This window comes from Dactylosporangium sp. CS-047395, from assembly GCF_050942185.1.
Lineage (GTDB): Bacteria > Actinomycetota > Actinomycetes > Mycobacteriales > Micromonosporaceae > Dactylosporangium.
In genome coordinates, this window is sequence record NZ_CP192015.1 from 1,034,718 (window position 1) to 1,049,574 (window position 14,857).

A 14,857-nucleotide genomic window follows, 5' to 3' on the forward strand; every position below is an offset into this window, starting at 1 on the left:
ATCGACGTACGGTGACAGCATGAGCGAGCCCAAGCGCGGCCGGCCGCGGGAGCGGCATCGGGGCATGGTGACCCTCCGACGCGACGCCATCCCGCCGAGCACCGCGGATCAGCGACTGCTGGACTCCCACCTGCGCCACGAGTGGAAGACCAAGGACGCCTGGCGCGCGCTGCGCATCCTCAGCGAGTTCGTCGAGGGCTTCGACACCCTGGCCGACCTGCCGCCCGCGGTGAGCGTGTTCGGCTCCGCGCGCAGCAAGCCCGACAGCCCCGAGTACCGCCTCGGCGAGCAGCTCGGCGGCGCCCTCGCCCGGGCCGGCTACGCGGTCATCACCGGCGGCGGCCCCGGCGTCATGGAGGCCGCGAACAAGGGCGTGGCCGACGCCGGCGGGCTCTCCATCGGCCTGGGCATCGAGCTGCCGTTCGAGCAGGGCCTCAACGACTGGGTCGACATCGGCATCGACTTCCGGTACTTCTTCGCACGCAAGACGATGTTCGTGAAGTACGCCCAGGCCTTCGTCGTGCTCCCCGGCGGCTTCGGCACGCTGGACGAGCTGTTCGAGGCGGTCACGCTGGTCCAGACGCGCAAGGTGACCCGCTTCCCGGTCGTCCTCATGGGTACCGCCTACTGGCAGGGCCTGCTCGACTGGATCAACAACACCATGCTGCCCGACGGCAAGATCGGCCCCGAGGACCTCCAGCTGCTCTACCTCACCGACGACGTCGAGGACGCCGTGCAGCACATCAAGGAATCGGCCGAGCAGGTCGACGAGCACAAGCTGGGCGGCGGCAGCTGATGGCGCGGATCTGTGTCTTCTGCGCCTCCTCGCAGCGGCTCGACCGGCGCTGGCTCGACCTCGCCCACGACCTCGGCATGGAGATCGGCCGCCGCGGCCACGAGCTGGTCTCCGGCGGCGGCTGCGTCGGCATGATGGGCGCGGTCGCGGACGGCGCGCGGGAGGGCGGCGGCCGCACGTACGGCGTGATCCCGCAGACCCTCGTGGACCTCGAAGTCGCCGACACCAAGTCGGACGAGCTCGTTGTCACCGACGGCATGGCCTCCCGCAAGACGCTGCTCATCGAGCGGGCGGACGCCTTCATCACGCTGCCGGGCGGGCTGGGCACGCTGGACGAGCTGTTCGAGGTCTGGACCACGGCCACCCTCGACCTGCACCGCAAGCCGATCCTGCTGCTGGACTACGACGGCTTCTACGGCGGCCTGCTGGGCTGGCTGCGGGAGAAGACGCAGCAGGAGTTCGTCCGCAGCTCGGCCCTGGCGATGCTGCTCACCTCGCGCAATGTCCACGAATCGCTGGACCTCATCGAGGCGTCACTGCTCGGCGCGTCCCGGCAATAGCATTGGCGCCGTGACCGCGACCGCTTCCCCCGCGGGCCCTCGCCGTGCCTATCGGCTCGTGCGGCGGGCCCCGGTCAAGGCCGTCCCGGTGCAGGTCGACCCCTGGCAGCGGCTCGTCGTCGAGCACACGCAGGGGCCGCTGCTCGTGGTCGGCGGCCCCGGCAGCGGGAAGACCAGCACGCTCGTCGAGGCCGTCGCGCAGCGGGTCGTGGACGGCGAGGACCCCGAGTCGATCCTGGTCCTCACGTTCGGCCGCCGGGGCGCGGTCCGGCTCCGGGATCGCATCGAGGGGCGGCTCGGGCGGTCCAGCGGGCTGCGCACGACCGCCGAGCCGATGGTCCGGACGTTCCACGGATATGCCTTCGGGCTGCTGCGGCGGGCCGCCGTCGAGCGGGGCGAGACGTCACCGCGGCTGCTCACCGGCCCCGAGCAGGACCTCGTGATCCGGGAGCTGCTGCAGGAGTCCGCGGCGCCGTGGCCCGAGGCGCTGCGCTCCGCGCTCAACACCCGGGCGTTCGCGACCGAGCTGCGCGATCTGCTGCTGCGCGCCGTCGAGCGGGGGGTCTCGCCCGAGGGGCTCAAGGAGCTGGCGCGGGTGCACCGGCGGCCGGACTGGGACGCCGCCGCGGCGTTCTTCCGGGAGTACCTCCAGGTGCTCGCGCTGCGCGACGCCACCGGCCGCGGGTCCGTCGCCTACGACTACGCCGAACTGGTCCGGGCGGCCGGGAGCATGCTCGCCGACGACGCCAACCTGCTGGAGAGCGAGCGGCGGCGGGTCAGGTACGTCTACGTCGACGAGCTGCACGACACCGACCCGGCCCAGGTGGAACTGCTCGAACTCGTGGCGGGCAACGGGAAGCATCTCGTCGGGTTCGCCGATCCGGACTCCTCCACGTTCGCGTTCCGCGGCGCCGACCCCGCGATCGTGAGCGACTTCGAGCTGCGGTTCCCCGGCGCGGTACAAGTGACGCTTCCGCATTCGCAGCGGCTCGGCGAAGGACTGCTGGCCCCCGTCAAGCGGGTCGCCGTCCGGCTGCGGGGGCCCGCGCGGCACCGGGCGATGCGGCCCACCAGGGACAGCGGCGCGGTGGAGACGCGGACGTTCGCGTCGGAGACGTCCGAGGCCGCGTTCATCGCGCACCGGCTGCGCGAGGCGCACCTGCTGCGGGACGTGCCGTGGTCGCGGATGGCGGTCGTGGTGCGCTCGACGGCCCGGCAACTGGCGCCGCTGCAGCGGGCGTTGCACACGGCCGGGGTACCGACGACGACCGAGTCCGAGGATCTCCCGCTGCACCTGCAGCCGGCGATCGCCCCGCTGCTGCTCCTGCTCCGCTGCGCGCTGGACGGCGCGCGGCTCGACGAGGACGCCGCCGTGGCGCTGCTGCACTCGCCGCTGGGCGGGGCCGATCCGCTGGCCGAGCGGCGGCTGCGGCAGGGGCTGCGGGCGCTCGCGCTGGCCGCGGGGGACCGGCGGCCGTCCGGCATCCTGCTGCTCGCGGCGCTGCGCGACCCGGCCGAGCTGGCCATGATCGAACGGCGCTGGGCCACCCCGGCGCGGGCCGTGGCCGGGCTCCTGCAGCAGGCCCGGGACGCCGCGGCCCGGCCGGGCGCGACGGCCGAGGAGGTGCTGTGGGCCGTGTGGCACGCCAGCGGGCTGGCCGATCGCTGGTCGGCGCTGAGCGCCCGCGGCGGGCACCGGGGCGCGGCCGCCGACCGGGACCTGGACGCGGTCGTGACGCTCTTCGACGCGGCCGCGCGCTTCACCGACCGGCTGCCGGGGGCCGGCACCGACGTCTTCCTGGACCACGTCGAGGGGCAGGACCTGCCGGCGGACAACCTCGCGCCGTCGGCCGACCGCGGCGACGCGGTGCGCATCCTGACCGCACACGCCGCCAAGGGCCTGGAGTGGGACGTGGTCGCGGTGGCCGGGGTGCAGGAGGGCGTCTGGCCCGACCTGCGCCTGCGCGGCAGCGTGCTCGGCTCCGAGCTGCTGGTCGAGGTGCTCGCCGGGCGGAGCATGGAGACCATCGGGCGGCTGTCGGCCCTGCTCGACGAGGAGCGGCGGCTGTTCTACGTGGCCGTCACGCGGGCCCGGGAGCACGTGCTGGTCACCGCGGTCGCCTCCGGGGACGGCGAGGAGCAGCCCAGCCGGTTCCTCACCGAGCTCTCGATCGACGACGAGCAGCCCGCGTTCGAGGCGCCGCGCGCGCTCACGCTGCCGACGCTCGTCGCCGAGCTGCGGGTCGCGCTGGTCGATCCCGACGCGCCCGAGCCCCGGCGCCGCTCGGCCGCGGCGCTGCTGGCGAAGCTCGCGCAACGGGAAGTACCAGGTGCGGATCCGGACTCGTGGTGGGGCCTTCCGGTGCTCTCGGACGAGCGGCCGCTCGTCGATCCCGGCGAGCCGGTGCAGGTGACCCCGTCGACCGTGGAGAGCGTCGAGCGGTGCAGCCTGCGCTGGCTGCTGGAGCGGCACGGCGGCGCGCTGACCCCGTCGCCGGAGCAGTCCATCGGCAACCTCGTGCACGCCGCGGCCATGCTGGCGTCCGACGCCTCGGCCGACCGGGCGCAGCTGGTGGCGTATGTCGCCGACCGCTTCGACGCGATCGAGCTCTCCGCCCGCTGGCTCGCCGGGCGGGAGCGGGAGCGGGCCGAGACCATGCTCGACAAGCTCATCGGCTGGCTGGCCGGCAACCCGCGCCGGCTCGTCGCGATCGAGCAGGACTTCCTGGTCGAGCTGGCCGACCCCGAGGCGCCGGTGGAGATCAAGGGGCGGGTCGACCGGCTGGAGCTCGACGAGCAGGGCCGGCTCGTCGTGGTCGACCTCAAGACCGGCAAGTCGATCCCGGCCAACGCCAACCTGGCCGAGCACCCCCAGCTGGCGGCCTACCAGGCGGCGATCGAGCTGGGCGCGTTCGAGGAGTCCACGGTCGCCGGCGGGGCCTCGCTGGTGCAGCTCGGCGGCGAGACCAACACGGCCCGCGAGCAGGTCCAGCCCCCGCTCGGCGAGGCCGACGATCCCAACTGGGCCCAGGCGCTGGTCCGCCGCACCGCCCAGACCATGGCCGCCTCCACCTTCAGCGCCGTGATCAACAACAAGTGCCGGGTCTGCCCGGTGCGCACGTCCTGCCCGGTCTCCGGCAAGGGCCGGCACGTCACATGACCCCGCTGGAACTGTCCAGGCTGCTCCGGCTCCCCGCGCCCACGCCGCAGCAGGCCCAGGTCATCGCGGCGCCGGTCGGGCCGCTGCTCGTGGTGGCCGGGGCCGGCTCGGGCAAGACCGAGACGATGGCGGCCCGGGTCGTGTGGCTGGTCGCGAACGGGCACGTGCGGCCGGAGCAGATCCTCGGCCTGACCTTCACCCGCAAGGCGGCCGGCGAGCTGTCGCACCGCATCCGCCAGCGCCTCGGCCAGCTCGTGCGCCGGCTCGGGCGGGACGACCTCATCGCGGGCGAGCCGACGGTGGCCACCTACCACTCGTACGCGGCCCGGGTGGTGCGCGAGCACGGCGTGCGGGCCGGGTTCGAGCCGTCGACCCGGCTGCTGACCGAGGCCGCGTGCTGGCAGCTCGCCGACACGGTCGTGCGCGCCTACGACGGGGACATGACCGCGGTCTCGTCCGCGCCGTCCACGGTCGTCGACGCCGTGCTGCACCTCTCCGGCGACCTGGCCGAGCACCTGCGCGAGCCGGCCGACGTGGCCGCGTGGACCGGCCGGTTCTTCGCCGAGGTGAGCGGCCGGACGGGCAAGATGGCCAAGCCGGTGCGCGACGTGCTGTCCCGGCAGCAGGCGCGGCTGCAGCTGTTGCCGTTGATCAGGCAGTACGGCGAAAAGAAGGCGCTGCTCGAGGCCATGGACTTCGGCGACCAGCTGTCCCGGGCGGCCCGGGTCGCGACCGCGCATCCCGAGGTCGGCCAGGTCGAGCGGGACCGCTTCCGGGTGGTGCTGCTCGACGAGTACCAGGACACCTCGCACGCCCAGGTCGTGCTGCTGCGGGCGCTGTTCGGCGGCGGCCACCCGGTGACCGCGGTCGGCGACCCGTGCCAGTCCATCTACGGCTGGCGCGGCGCCTCGGCCGGCACCCTGGACCGCTTCCCGACCGAGTTCCCGCTCGCCGACGGCGAGCCGGCGCCGCTACGGGAGCTGACCACGAGCTGGCGCAACCGGCCCGAGATCCTCGACGTGGCCAACACGCTGTCCGCCCCGCTGCGCTCCTACGGCGCGCGGGTGCGCGAGCTCGCCCCGGCCGACGTGCTGGCCGAGCCCGCCTCGACCGCGACCGTGCACTGCGCGCTGCTCGACACGTACACCGAGGAGGCGGCCTGGGTCGCCGACCGGGTGCTCGCCTCGTGGCGGCTGGCGGCCAAGGTCGATCCGGACACGTTCCCCTACGACATCCCGGTCGAGGACCGCCCGTCGACGGCGGTGCTCGTGCGGACCCGGGCCCAGATCCCGGCGCTGGAGAACGCGCTGCGCTCGCGCGGCCTGCCGGTCGAGGTGGTCGGCCTGGGCGGGCTGCTGGACACGCCCGAGGTCCGCGACGTGGTGAGCACCATGCGGGTGCTCGCCGACCCGGCCGAGGGCGCCGCGCTGCTGCGCATCCTGACCGGCCCGCGCTGGCGGATCGGCCCGCGGGACCTGGTCGCCCTGTACCGCCGGGCCCGCTCGCTGGCCGCCGCCCGCCGCGCCGGCGACAGCGCGGCCGAGCCGGAGCTCGCCGACCGGCTGGACGAGGCGGTGCTGGTCGAGGCGCTCGACGACCTCGGCGACCCCGAGCGGTACTCCGAGGAGGGCCACCGCCGCTTCGTCCGCCTCGGCGCCGAGCTGCGCGCCCTGCGCCGGCGCCTCGACCAGCCGCTGCCGGACCTGGTGGCCGACCTGGAGCGGGTCACCGGCCTGGACGTCGAGGTCGCGGCCCGCCCCGGCGACGCCGGCCTGGCCCGCGGCCACCTCGACGCGTTCAGCAACATCGCCGCCCGGTTCGCCGCCGAGTCGGAGGGGGCCACGCTCAGCGCGTTCCTGGCCTTCCTGGCCGCGGCCGAGAACGAGGAGCGCGGGCTCGCCCCCGGTGAGGTCGAGGTCTTCGACGGCGCCGTGCAGATCCTCACCGCGCACGCCGCCAAGGGCCTGGAGTGGGACGTCGTCGCGGTCGCCGGGCTGTGCGCGGACGTGTTCCCGGGCCCGAGCAACGCGGGCGACCACTGGCTGCGCGGCCTCGGCGTGCTGCCGTTCCCGCTGCGCGGCGACCACGACGGGCTGCCGAAGCTGGATCTGAGCGCCGCCGACGACATCAAGGGCGTCGTGACCGCGCTGGAGGAGTTCACCCGGGACTGGCGCGAGCACGACGTCCGGGAGGAGCGGCGGCTCGCGTACGTCGCCGTGACCCGCCCCCGCCGCCTGCTGCTGGCCAGCGGGTACTGGTGGGGCGAGGGCGTCAAGCGGGCCCGCGGCGCCTCGGTGTTCCTGGACGAGATCCGCGAGCGCTGCGTGGCCGGGGCGGGGGTCGTCGACGTCTGGGCGCCCAAGCCCGATGCCGACGCGCAGAATCCAACCGCCGCGGATGTACCGTCCGCGAGCTGGCCCGCCGACCCGCTCGGCCATCGCCGCCCGTTGCTGGAGGCGGCCGCCGCCCTGGTCCGCACGGCCGACCCGGACGCGGAGCTCGCCGCCGACCCGCTCGTGGACCGCTGGGCCGCCGAGACCGAGCTGCTGCTGGCCGAGCAGGCCCGGCTGGCACCCCGGGCCGGCGGCGCGGTCGAGGTCAGCCTGCCCGGGCACCTCTCGGTGTCGCAGCTCGTGTCGCTGCGCCGGGACCCGCAGCGGCTGGCCCGCTCGCTGCGCCGGCCGCTGCCGGCCCGCCCCGACCCGTACGCGCGCCGCGGCACCGCCTTCCACCACTGGCTCGAACAGCGCTTCCGGGCCGAGCGGCTGATCGACCTCGACGAGCTGCCCGGTGCCGCCGACGAGGACGCCGCGCCCGACTCGGCCCTGGCCGACCTGCAGGCGAAGTTCCTGGACAGCGAGTGGGCCGACCGGGTGCCGCTGGACGTCGAGGTGCCGTTCGCGTCCGTGATCGCCGGGGTCGTGGTGCGGGGGCGGATGGATGCCGTCTACCGGTACGCCGACGGCCGCTACGACGTCGTGGACTGGAAGACCGGCGGGCGCCCGGGCGGGGCCGACGCCACCGCGGCCGCCGTGCAGCTCGCGGCCTACCGGCTGGCCTGGGCGGAGCTGCGCGGGGTGCCGCTGGACACGGTCGGGGCCGCGTTCTTCTACGTGCGCAGCGGCGAGACGGTCCGCCCGGCCGACCTGCTCGACCAGGACGGTCTGCTGGCGCTGATCACGAGCGTGCCCGCCACCTAGATCACGACAGTTGGATCACGGCTTTGTCTCAATGATTTGGCAAGGTTCCGACATGCGGCTGTCGGTGGAACCGGGTCCTCCTCGAAGCTGTCCAAGAGGGCATGCGAGGGGGAGTGCTCAACATGCAGGCACCGCAGGTTCGCGAGGTCGCTCTGGTGGTGGGCGTGGCCACCGCCGGGGTGCTGACCGCCGCGCTGATCGTCATCGGGCCCGTCGCGGCCGCCGATTCGCACCGGTATCCGCAGGTCACGCAGCTGCACCCGCCGCCGCACCCGCAACCGTGACCCGGAATGCCCAGCAAACCCCCAGCTGAGCGGGGCGGGGGCTGCTGGCCGTCGTCGCATTCGGCTGCGACACTGGGTGCGAGATGACCGAGCAGCCCTCGCCGTGGGCGACGCCGGACACACAGACCGTGATTCAGCCGGTCACCGTGCCCGCGTCGCCGTCCGCCGCACCCTCCGAACCGCTGCAGCCGGCCCCTCGGCGGGCGGCGGCGGGCTACGCGTCCGGGCGCGTGGGGCGGTCGGGGACCCCACCGGTCGTACCGCCGCCGGATCTTCTGGAATATGGCCGGAGCGACGACGACGATCCGATCAAGCGGAACCAGCGGATCCTGAAGTGGCTCGGCGGCGGCGCGATCCTCGTCGTCGCGATCGGCCTGATCGTGATCCTCGTGTCGGTGATGACGAACAACGCCACCACGCCCGGCGGCCTGTTCAACCGGCAGGCCGAGGGGCCCAGCGACACCCGGCCCGAGCTCGCCCGCCGCTGCCCGCCGCCGACCATCCCGCCGGACAACCCCAACCAGGGCGGCGAGGAGGTGCCGCCGGGGCCGCGGACCTCCGACAGCGAGTCCGGGATCAGCTACAAGTCCTTCGGCGACCCGTGGCGCCCGCTCGCCGAGAACTGGCGCGACCAGGGCGAACTGAAGATCACGTACCGCATCGGCCAGGACTTCGTGACCGAGCCCAACTACGACGGGGTGGGCTCGGACTACCACGCCACGATCCTGTCGGGCCACGTGCCGGCCGCGGTGAACGACGGCATGGTGCTCGACCTGCACTGCGTCGGCGACCAGATCGCGGCGGACGTGCGGGTCAGCTTCTACCCCAAGGGCAACCAGCTCGAGCAGCTCGAGGCCCGGGACCTGACGCTGGGCGGCCGCCCGGGCCGGCTGATCAAGTTCCGGCTGCACTTCAGCCAGAGCGGGCTGCGGGCCAAGAGCGAGCTGGTCTCCATCGCGCTGGTCGACCTGGGCAAGCCGGAGGCGGCGATCCTGTACGTGTCGATCCCCGACACGCACCGTCAGTTCGACTACGTCGCCGACGAGGCCCCGGAGAGCATCCGGCCGGTCTGACGCTCGCGCTGATCAGGCGGGGCTGACCAGGAGAGTGGCGCCACTTGCATTGATCCGGCACGCTAGCCCGCATGAAGCAGCGGCTGGCCGCGGTGGTCCTGGGCGCAGGTCTGGCACTGGTGGCGCCCGCCGGCGTCGCCCGGGCCGATGTCATTCGCGACAATGAGTGGCATTTGCGGTACTTGAGCGTCCCCGAAGCCAACCGCGTGACCCGGGGCGAGGGCGTGACGGTCGCGGTGATCGACCGCGGCGTCGACCGCTCGCACGCCGACCTCGGCGGGGCCGTGCTCGACCCCGTCTTCGTCAACGGCCCGGCGGCGCAGGACGAGCCCGTCGACCCGGACGGCCACGGCACCGCCCTCGCGGGCGTCATCGCCGGTCAAGGCCACGGCACCGACCGCGCCGACGGCGTCGTCGGGATCGCGCCCGGCGCCAAGGTGCTGCCGGTCGTGCTGAGCACCCCGGCCGGCGAAGAGCCCACCGCCGACGAGATCGCGGCCGGCATCGAGGCGGCGGTCGTCCAGCGCACCGCGGTGATCGTGATCGGTTACTCGGTGGCCCGCAGCGACCGGCTCCAGCAGGCCGTCCGCGACGCGCAGGCGGCCGACGCGATCATCGTGGCGGCCGACGGCGACCAGCCCGGCCGCGCGTTCGAGCCCTACCCGGCGGCCTACGACGGCGTGCTGGCCGCCGTCCCGCTCACCCGTTCGGGCGACGTCCGGGTGCCCTCCAGCAGCGGGCGCAAGCTCGGCCTGGGCGTCCCCGGGTTCCAGATCATGACCACCAACAGCGGCAACCGGTACCGCGTGGACGACGGCTCGGCCTCGCCCGCCGTGCTCGGCGCCGCGGTGGCCCTGGTGCGCTCGGCCTTCCCCGGGGCCAAGGCCGACGAGGTCGTTCGGCGCCTCACGATCACCGCGGTCGACGCCGGACCGGCCGGCCCCGACCCGGACAACGGACTCGGCCGGCTCGAACTGGTCCAGGCGCTCACCCGGAAGCTGCCCGCGCCCTCGCCGTCACCCTCGCGGGCCACCGCGGTCAATCCCGGCGTGTCGCCGTCCGCCACGCCGCTGGCGGCGCCCGCCGCCCCGCGCTCCCGCGGGCCCTACGGCTGGCTGCTGGGCCTGCCGCTGCTCGCCGTCCTCGCCGGAGTCGGCGTCTACGCGGGACTGGCAGAACGCCGAGTCAGGCTTTCGGGCCGGAACGAAGTAGATTCGGTGGGTGTCCAGTCGTAGCCCTGCTGTGCGGATCCCGGCTTCCAAGTACCCCGTCGAGCGCTTCACCCTGCCCAACGGCCTGCGGGTGGTGCTGACCCCAGATCGCGCCGCGCCGGTCGTCGGCGTCGCGGTGGTCTACGACGTCGGCATCAGATCGGAGCCTCAGGGGCGGACCGGCTTCGCCCACCTGTTCGAGCACCTGATGTTCCAGGGCTCGGAGAACCTCGAGAAGCTCGCCCACTTCCGCCACGTGCAGGGCTCGGGCGGAACTTTCAACGGCTCGACGCACTTCGACTACACCGACTACTTCGAGACCCTGCCCTCCAACGCGCTGGAGCGGGCGCTGTTCCTCGAGGCCGACCGCATGCGCGCGCCGCGGCTGACCGAGGAGAACCTCCGCAACCAGATCGACGTGGTCAAGGAGGAGATCCGGGTCAACGTGCTCAACCGGCCCTACGGCGGCTTCCCCTGGCTGCGGCTGCCCCCGGTCATGTTCGACACGTTCGCCAACGCCCACGACGGCTACGGCTCGTTCGAGGACCTCGAGTCGGCGACCGTGGCCGACGCGGCCGACTTCTTCGACCGGTACTACGCCTGCGGCAACGCGGTCCTCGCGGTCTCCGGCGACTTCGACGTGGCCACCGCGACCCAGCTGGTCGAGCGGCACTTCGGCGACGTCCCGGCCCGGCCCGCGCCGGTCCGCCCGGACTTCACCGAGCCAGACCTGACCGCCGAGCGGCGCGCCTCCTACGAGGACCGGCTGGCCCCGCTGCCGGCCATCGCGGCCGCCTGGCGGGTGCCGGACCCGATCAGCGACCTGGAGGGCTACCTCCCGTACGTCGTGCTGGCCGAGGTGCTCACCGACGGCGACGCCTCGCGGCTGGTCGAGCGGCTGGTGCTGCGCGACCGGTCGGTGACCAGCGTCGGGGGCTACATCGGGTTCATGGGTGAGCCGTTCGCGGTACGGGACCCAACCGCCCTGGTGCTGCAGGCCCATCTCCCTCCCGGCGGCGACGTGGACAAGGTCCTGCGCACGATCGAGGAGGAGTGCGCCCGGATGGCCAGTGACGGCCTGGCCGCCGACGAGCTGAGCCGCACCCAGGCCCGGATGGCCACCCACCTGCTGCGCGACACCGACGCGGTGCTCGGCCGCGCCCTGCAGATGGCCGTGCTGGAGCAGCAGCGCGGCGAGCCGGAGCTGCTCAACCAGCTGCACACGCTCATCGGTGACGTCACCGAGGAGCAGATCGTCGCGGCCGCCGCGCGGCTCGTGCCGTCCCGCCGGGCCGCGGTCGAGGTCATCGCCGGAGGAGCCAAGTGACTGTGACAACCCCGCTGCGCGCCCTGCCGATCCTCGGGCCGAACCGCGCCCTCAAGGTGCCCGGCACCGTCGAGCGCACGCTCGACAACGGGCTGACCGTGATCGCGCTGCGCCGCTCGTCGGTGCCGCTGGTCGAGGTCCGCCTCCGGGTGCCCTTCGCCCAGGCCGACCTGGCCCGGGCCGCCCTGCTGACCCAGACCGTGCTGTCCGGCACCTCGACCATGTCGACCGTGGACATCGCGGCCGAGCTGCAGAAGGTCGGCGGCGGGCTGTCCGCCGGGGCCGACCCCGACCGGCTGATGATCTCCGGCAACGCGCTGGTCGACGGGCTCGACCGGCTGCTGGACATCCTCTCCTCGGTGCTCACCGACGCCGCCTACCCGGCCGAGGAGGTCGACACCGAGCGGGCCCGCCTCGTCGACCGGATCCGCGTCGCGCAGAGCCAGCCGAGCCACCTGGCCCGGGTCGCGCTGCTCAAGCGGATGTACGGCAGCCACCCGTACGCGATCCAGACCCCCGCCCCGGAACTGGTCGAGGCGGTCGTCCCCGACGAGCTGCGCGGGCTGCACGCCGAGCGGCTGCACCCCAACGGGGCCATCCTGGTGATCGTCGGCGACCTCGAGCCGGAGGCGGCGATCGCCTCGGCCGAGCGGATGCTGGGCAAGTGGAACGGCGGCGGCACGCTGGCCGAGCTCCCGCCCGCCCCGGCCCTGCAGCCGGGCCCGCTGACCCTGGTCGACCGGCCCGACTCGGTGCAGTCCTCGCTGCGCCTGGCCCTGCCGGCGGTCTCGCGGCAGCACCCGGACCACGCCGCGCTGCAGCTGGCCAACCTGATCTTCGGCGGTTACTTCTCCTCCCGCTGGGTCGAGAACATCCGCGAGGACAAGGGGTACACCTACGGCCCCCACTCGCTGATCGAGCACGCCGTCGCCGGCTCCGCGCTGGTCGTCTCGGCCGAGGTGGCGACCGAGGTCACCGGCCCGGCCCTGCTGGAGACGCTCTACGAGCTGGGCCGGATCGCCAGCCTCCCGCCGAAGGACGAGGAGCTGGAGCAGGCCCGCCAGTACGCGCTGGGCACCCTCCAGCTCGGCATGTCCACCCAGGCCGGGCTGGCCGGGCTGGTCTCCACCTACGCGGGCTTCGGGCTGCGGCTGGACTACCTGGCCGAGCACGCCGCCCGGCTGGCCAAGGCGGGCAAGGACGACGTGGCCGCGGCGGCCGCGCAATACCTGGCCCCGTCCCGGGCCGCTGCGGTCGTGCTCGGCGACGCGAGCCGGGTCGAGGCCTCGCTCGCGGCGCTCACCCCGGTCCAGCGCGCCGAGGGGTCATGACGCCTGGCGCTCCGCCGTTCGCGCGCGGCCCGCTCGACCGGGCCGCGCACCGGCGCACCGACGACGAGTGGCTGAAGGCCGCCTTCGAGCGGGCCCGGGTCGTGGTGGTCGACGACGGCCACGTCCTGGTCCACCCCGGCGACCAGCCCGAGCTCGTGCTGATCGACCCGGCCGACGCGCCCGACGGGGAGCGGTTCTTCCTCGGCGAGGAGCCCGACGGCACCGTGTACTTCGCGGTCGCCGCCGACGTCACCGAGGCCGAGGACACCAGCCGGGTCACCATCCGCCAGGTCGGTGCGGCGCTGGACGCGCTGTCGGCGGAGCTGTTCATCACCTCGGTCGCGCTGGCCAACTGGCACTCACGGCACCCGTACAGCCCGCTGAGCGGCAAGCTGACGCGCGCGGCGCAGGGCGGGTGGGTGCGGGTGACCGAGGGCGGCGAGGAGACGCTCTGGCCGCGCACCGACCCCGCGGTGATCATGCTCGTGCACGACGGCGTCGCCGGGCCGGAGGGGCGCTGCCTGCTCGGGTTCAACGCGCAGTGGAAGGCCCTCGGGGCGACCGTGCCGCGGTTCTCGACGCTCGCCGGGTTCGTGGAGCCGGGCGAGTCGGCGGAGATGGCGGTGGCGCGGGAGGTGCTGGAAGAGGTGGGGGTGCGGGTCGACTCGGTCACGTACCTCGCCAGCCAGCCGTGGCCGTTCCCGGGGTCGCTGATGCTGGGGTTCCACGCGCATGCGCCTGAAGGTGCGGCGATCACCGTGGACGAGGACGAGATCGCGGAGGCGCGGTGGCTGACCCGGCGGGAGATCGGCGCTGTGCTCGACGGGTCTTCCGAGGAGTTCGGGCTGCCGTTTCCGGCTTCGATCGCGCATTTCTTGATCACTCATTGGTTGGGGCGATAAGTCGGGCGCTGGCGCGCCGCGACTTATCGCCAATTTCGTGATTTTTTGCGATCTGGGCGTTTTGCGAGTTTTGTCCGGATTTCAGCGGCGGGTCGCGGTGCGGCTCAAAGCCTCGCGATGCCAGGTCGAGCACCAGCGGTCCAGCACGTCGGCGGCGTGCGCGGGGGAGACCTCCCGCAGCTCGTCGTCGATGCGCGGGCTGCCGAACGCGTTGGTCGGGTGCCAGGCCAGGTCGCGCCAGACGGCCTCCTCGGTCACCTCGCCCGCCGGCGTCACCGTGCGCCGCAGCAGCGAGAGCGGCCGTTCCGCCGTGGTCTCCGGGCTGACCCGCACGAAGTACGAGATCAGCAGTCTCGGATCCCCGGGCGGTCCGGCCCGCCAGGAGTGCATCGCCTCGTCGTTGAGCTGCTCGCCGGGCTTGGGCGAGTCGGGGCGGTAGGAGAGCGCGTGCATGCGCGTGAGCAGGTCCGGCTCGGGCGCCAGGCCCTCGTCGAGGATCTCGCCCACGAAGCGCTCGGGCCACAGCCACTGCCCGTCGGTGTGCAGCACCGCCGGTCCGTGGCCGTGCCCGATCGTCGTGCCGCCGGCGAGGTACTCCGCGATCAACCGGCGCCGCTCGGGGTCGGCGACCCGCGGGCGCTCGGGCGCGTTGCGTACCGCGTACAGACGGGCAACCCGCATGGTGGCCGGCCTCCCCAGGCGCGTCCCGGCGTTCTAGCCAGCCACCGTAACGGATTTGCTCCCGTTCAGCTACCGACGGTTTCCAGGTGCTTCTTGACCTGCACGATCGTCGGGTTCGTCATCGACGTACCGTCGTCGAAGCGCAGGGTCGGCACGGTCTGGTTGCCGCCGTTGACGGTCTCGACGAACTTGGCCGCCTCCGGGTCCCGCTCGATGTCGATCACCTGGTACTGGATGCCCTCGCGGTCCATCTGGGTCTTGAGCCGGTGGCAGTAACCGCACCAGGTGGTGGAGTACATGGTGAGCATGGGGTGGTTCCTCCAGAAAGCATC

At 73.8% G+C, this 14,857-nt stretch carries 12 protein-coding genes; 10 read left to right on the forward strand and 2 right to left on the reverse strand.

The annotated features are described in order from the left end of the window. Positions 1 to 19 precede the first annotated feature (19 nt). The 10 genes from ACQP00_RS04830 (at position 20) to nudC (ending at position 13,844) form a co-directional block, all read left to right on the forward strand. Positions 20 to 796, forward strand: a complete 777-nt coding sequence (locus ACQP00_RS04830) for a TIGR00730 family Rossman fold protein (protein ID WP_433214891.1) — start codon at positions 20 to 22, stop codon at positions 794 to 796. Continuing rightward, complete coding sequence (locus ACQP00_RS04835; RefSeq protein WP_433214894.1) at positions 796 to 1,356, forward strand: TIGR00730 family Rossman fold protein; 561 nt, start codon at positions 796 to 798, stop codon at positions 1,354 to 1,356. Before ACQP00_RS04830 ends, ACQP00_RS04835 begins: the two co-directional genes overlap by 1 nt. Positions 1,357 to 1,414: 58 nt before the next feature. Beyond that, complete coding sequence (locus tag ACQP00_RS04840; protein ID WP_433223700.1) at positions 1,415 to 4,516, forward strand: ATP-dependent helicase; 3,102 nt, start codon at positions 1,415 to 1,417, stop codon at positions 4,514 to 4,516. Continuing rightward, complete coding sequence (locus tag ACQP00_RS04845) at positions 4,462 to 7,716, forward strand: ATP-dependent helicase (RefSeq protein WP_433223702.1); 3,255 nt, start codon at positions 4,462 to 4,464, stop codon at positions 7,714 to 7,716. The genes ACQP00_RS04840 and ACQP00_RS04845 overlap by 55 nt, the downstream gene beginning before the upstream one ends. A 101-nt stretch (positions 7,717 to 7,817) precedes the next feature. Then, positions 7,818 to 8,000 (forward strand): hypothetical protein, encoded by a 183-nt coding sequence (locus ACQP00_RS04850; protein WP_433214897.1) that lies wholly within the window; start codon positions 7,818 to 7,820, stop codon positions 7,998 to 8,000. Positions 8,001 to 8,083: 83 nt separating this feature from the next. After that, the gene (locus ACQP00_RS04855; protein WP_433214900.1) at positions 8,084 to 9,073 is read left to right on the forward strand and encodes a hypothetical protein; all 990 of its coding nucleotides are present in this window, start codon (positions 8,084 to 8,086) and stop codon (positions 9,071 to 9,073) included. Positions 9,074 to 9,144: 71 nt separating this feature from the next. Further along, the gene (locus ACQP00_RS04860) at positions 9,145 to 10,308 is read left to right on the forward strand and encodes a S8 family peptidase (protein WP_433214902.1); all 1,164 of its coding nucleotides are present in this window, start codon (positions 9,145 to 9,147) and stop codon (positions 10,306 to 10,308) included. Between the two features lie 7 nt (positions 10,309 to 10,315). Next, positions 10,316 to 11,611: a M16 family metallopeptidase gene (locus tag ACQP00_RS04865; protein ID WP_433223704.1), complete on the forward strand. Its 1,296-nt coding sequence runs from the start codon at positions 10,316 to 10,318 to the stop codon at positions 11,609 to 11,611. After that, positions 11,608 to 12,942, forward strand: coding sequence for a M16 family metallopeptidase (locus ACQP00_RS04870; RefSeq protein ID WP_433214905.1), 1,335 nt, complete (start codon positions 11,608 to 11,610; stop codon positions 12,940 to 12,942). The genes ACQP00_RS04865 and ACQP00_RS04870 overlap by 4 nt, the downstream gene beginning before the upstream one ends. Then, entirely contained in the window at positions 12,939 to 13,844 is a 906-nt protein-coding gene (nudC, locus tag ACQP00_RS04875; protein ID WP_433214908.1) for an NAD(+) diphosphatase, read from the forward strand. The genes ACQP00_RS04870 and nudC overlap by 4 nt, the downstream gene beginning before the upstream one ends. An 81-nt stretch (positions 13,845 to 13,925) precedes the next feature. On the opposite strand, the gene ACQP00_RS04880 is transcribed toward nudC, so the two are convergent. After that, the gene (locus tag ACQP00_RS04880; protein ID WP_433214911.1) at positions 13,926 to 14,525 is read right to left on the reverse strand and encodes a hypothetical protein; all 600 of its coding nucleotides are present in this window, start codon (positions 14,523 to 14,525) and stop codon (positions 13,926 to 13,928) included. A 65-nt stretch (positions 14,526 to 14,590) separates the two neighbouring features. After that, entirely contained in the window at positions 14,591 to 14,833 is a 243-nt protein-coding gene (locus ACQP00_RS04885; RefSeq protein ID WP_433083479.1) for a mycoredoxin, read from the reverse strand. Between the last annotated feature and the right edge of the window lie 24 nt (positions 14,834 to 14,857).

Coding starts and splice junctions, on each gene's coding strand:
- ACQP00_RS04880 (WP_433214911.1), bottom strand. CDS start 14,525: ATGCGGGTTGCCCGTCTGTACGCGGTACGCAACGCGCCCGAGCGCCCG.
- ACQP00_RS04885 (WP_433083479.1), bottom strand. CDS start 14,833: ATGCTCACCATGTACTCCACCACCTGGTGCGGTTACTGCCACCGGCTC.
- ACQP00_RS04830 (WP_433214891.1), top strand. CDS start 20: ATGAGCGAGCCCAAGCGCGGCCGGCCGCGGGAGCGGCATCGGGGCATG.
- ACQP00_RS04855 (WP_433214900.1), top strand. CDS start 8,084: ATGACCGAGCAGCCCTCGCCGTGGGCGACGCCGGACACACAGACCGTG.
- ACQP00_RS04850 (WP_433214897.1), top strand. CDS start 7,818: ATGCGAGGGGGAGTGCTCAACATGCAGGCACCGCAGGTTCGCGAGGTC.
- ACQP00_RS04835 (WP_433214894.1), top strand. CDS start 796: ATGGCGCGGATCTGTGTCTTCTGCGCCTCCTCGCAGCGGCTCGACCGG.
- nudC (WP_433214908.1), top strand. CDS start 12,939: ATGACGCCTGGCGCTCCGCCGTTCGCGCGCGGCCCGCTCGACCGGGCC.
- ACQP00_RS04860 (WP_433214902.1), top strand. CDS start 9,145: ATGAAGCAGCGGCTGGCCGCGGTGGTCCTGGGCGCAGGTCTGGCACTG.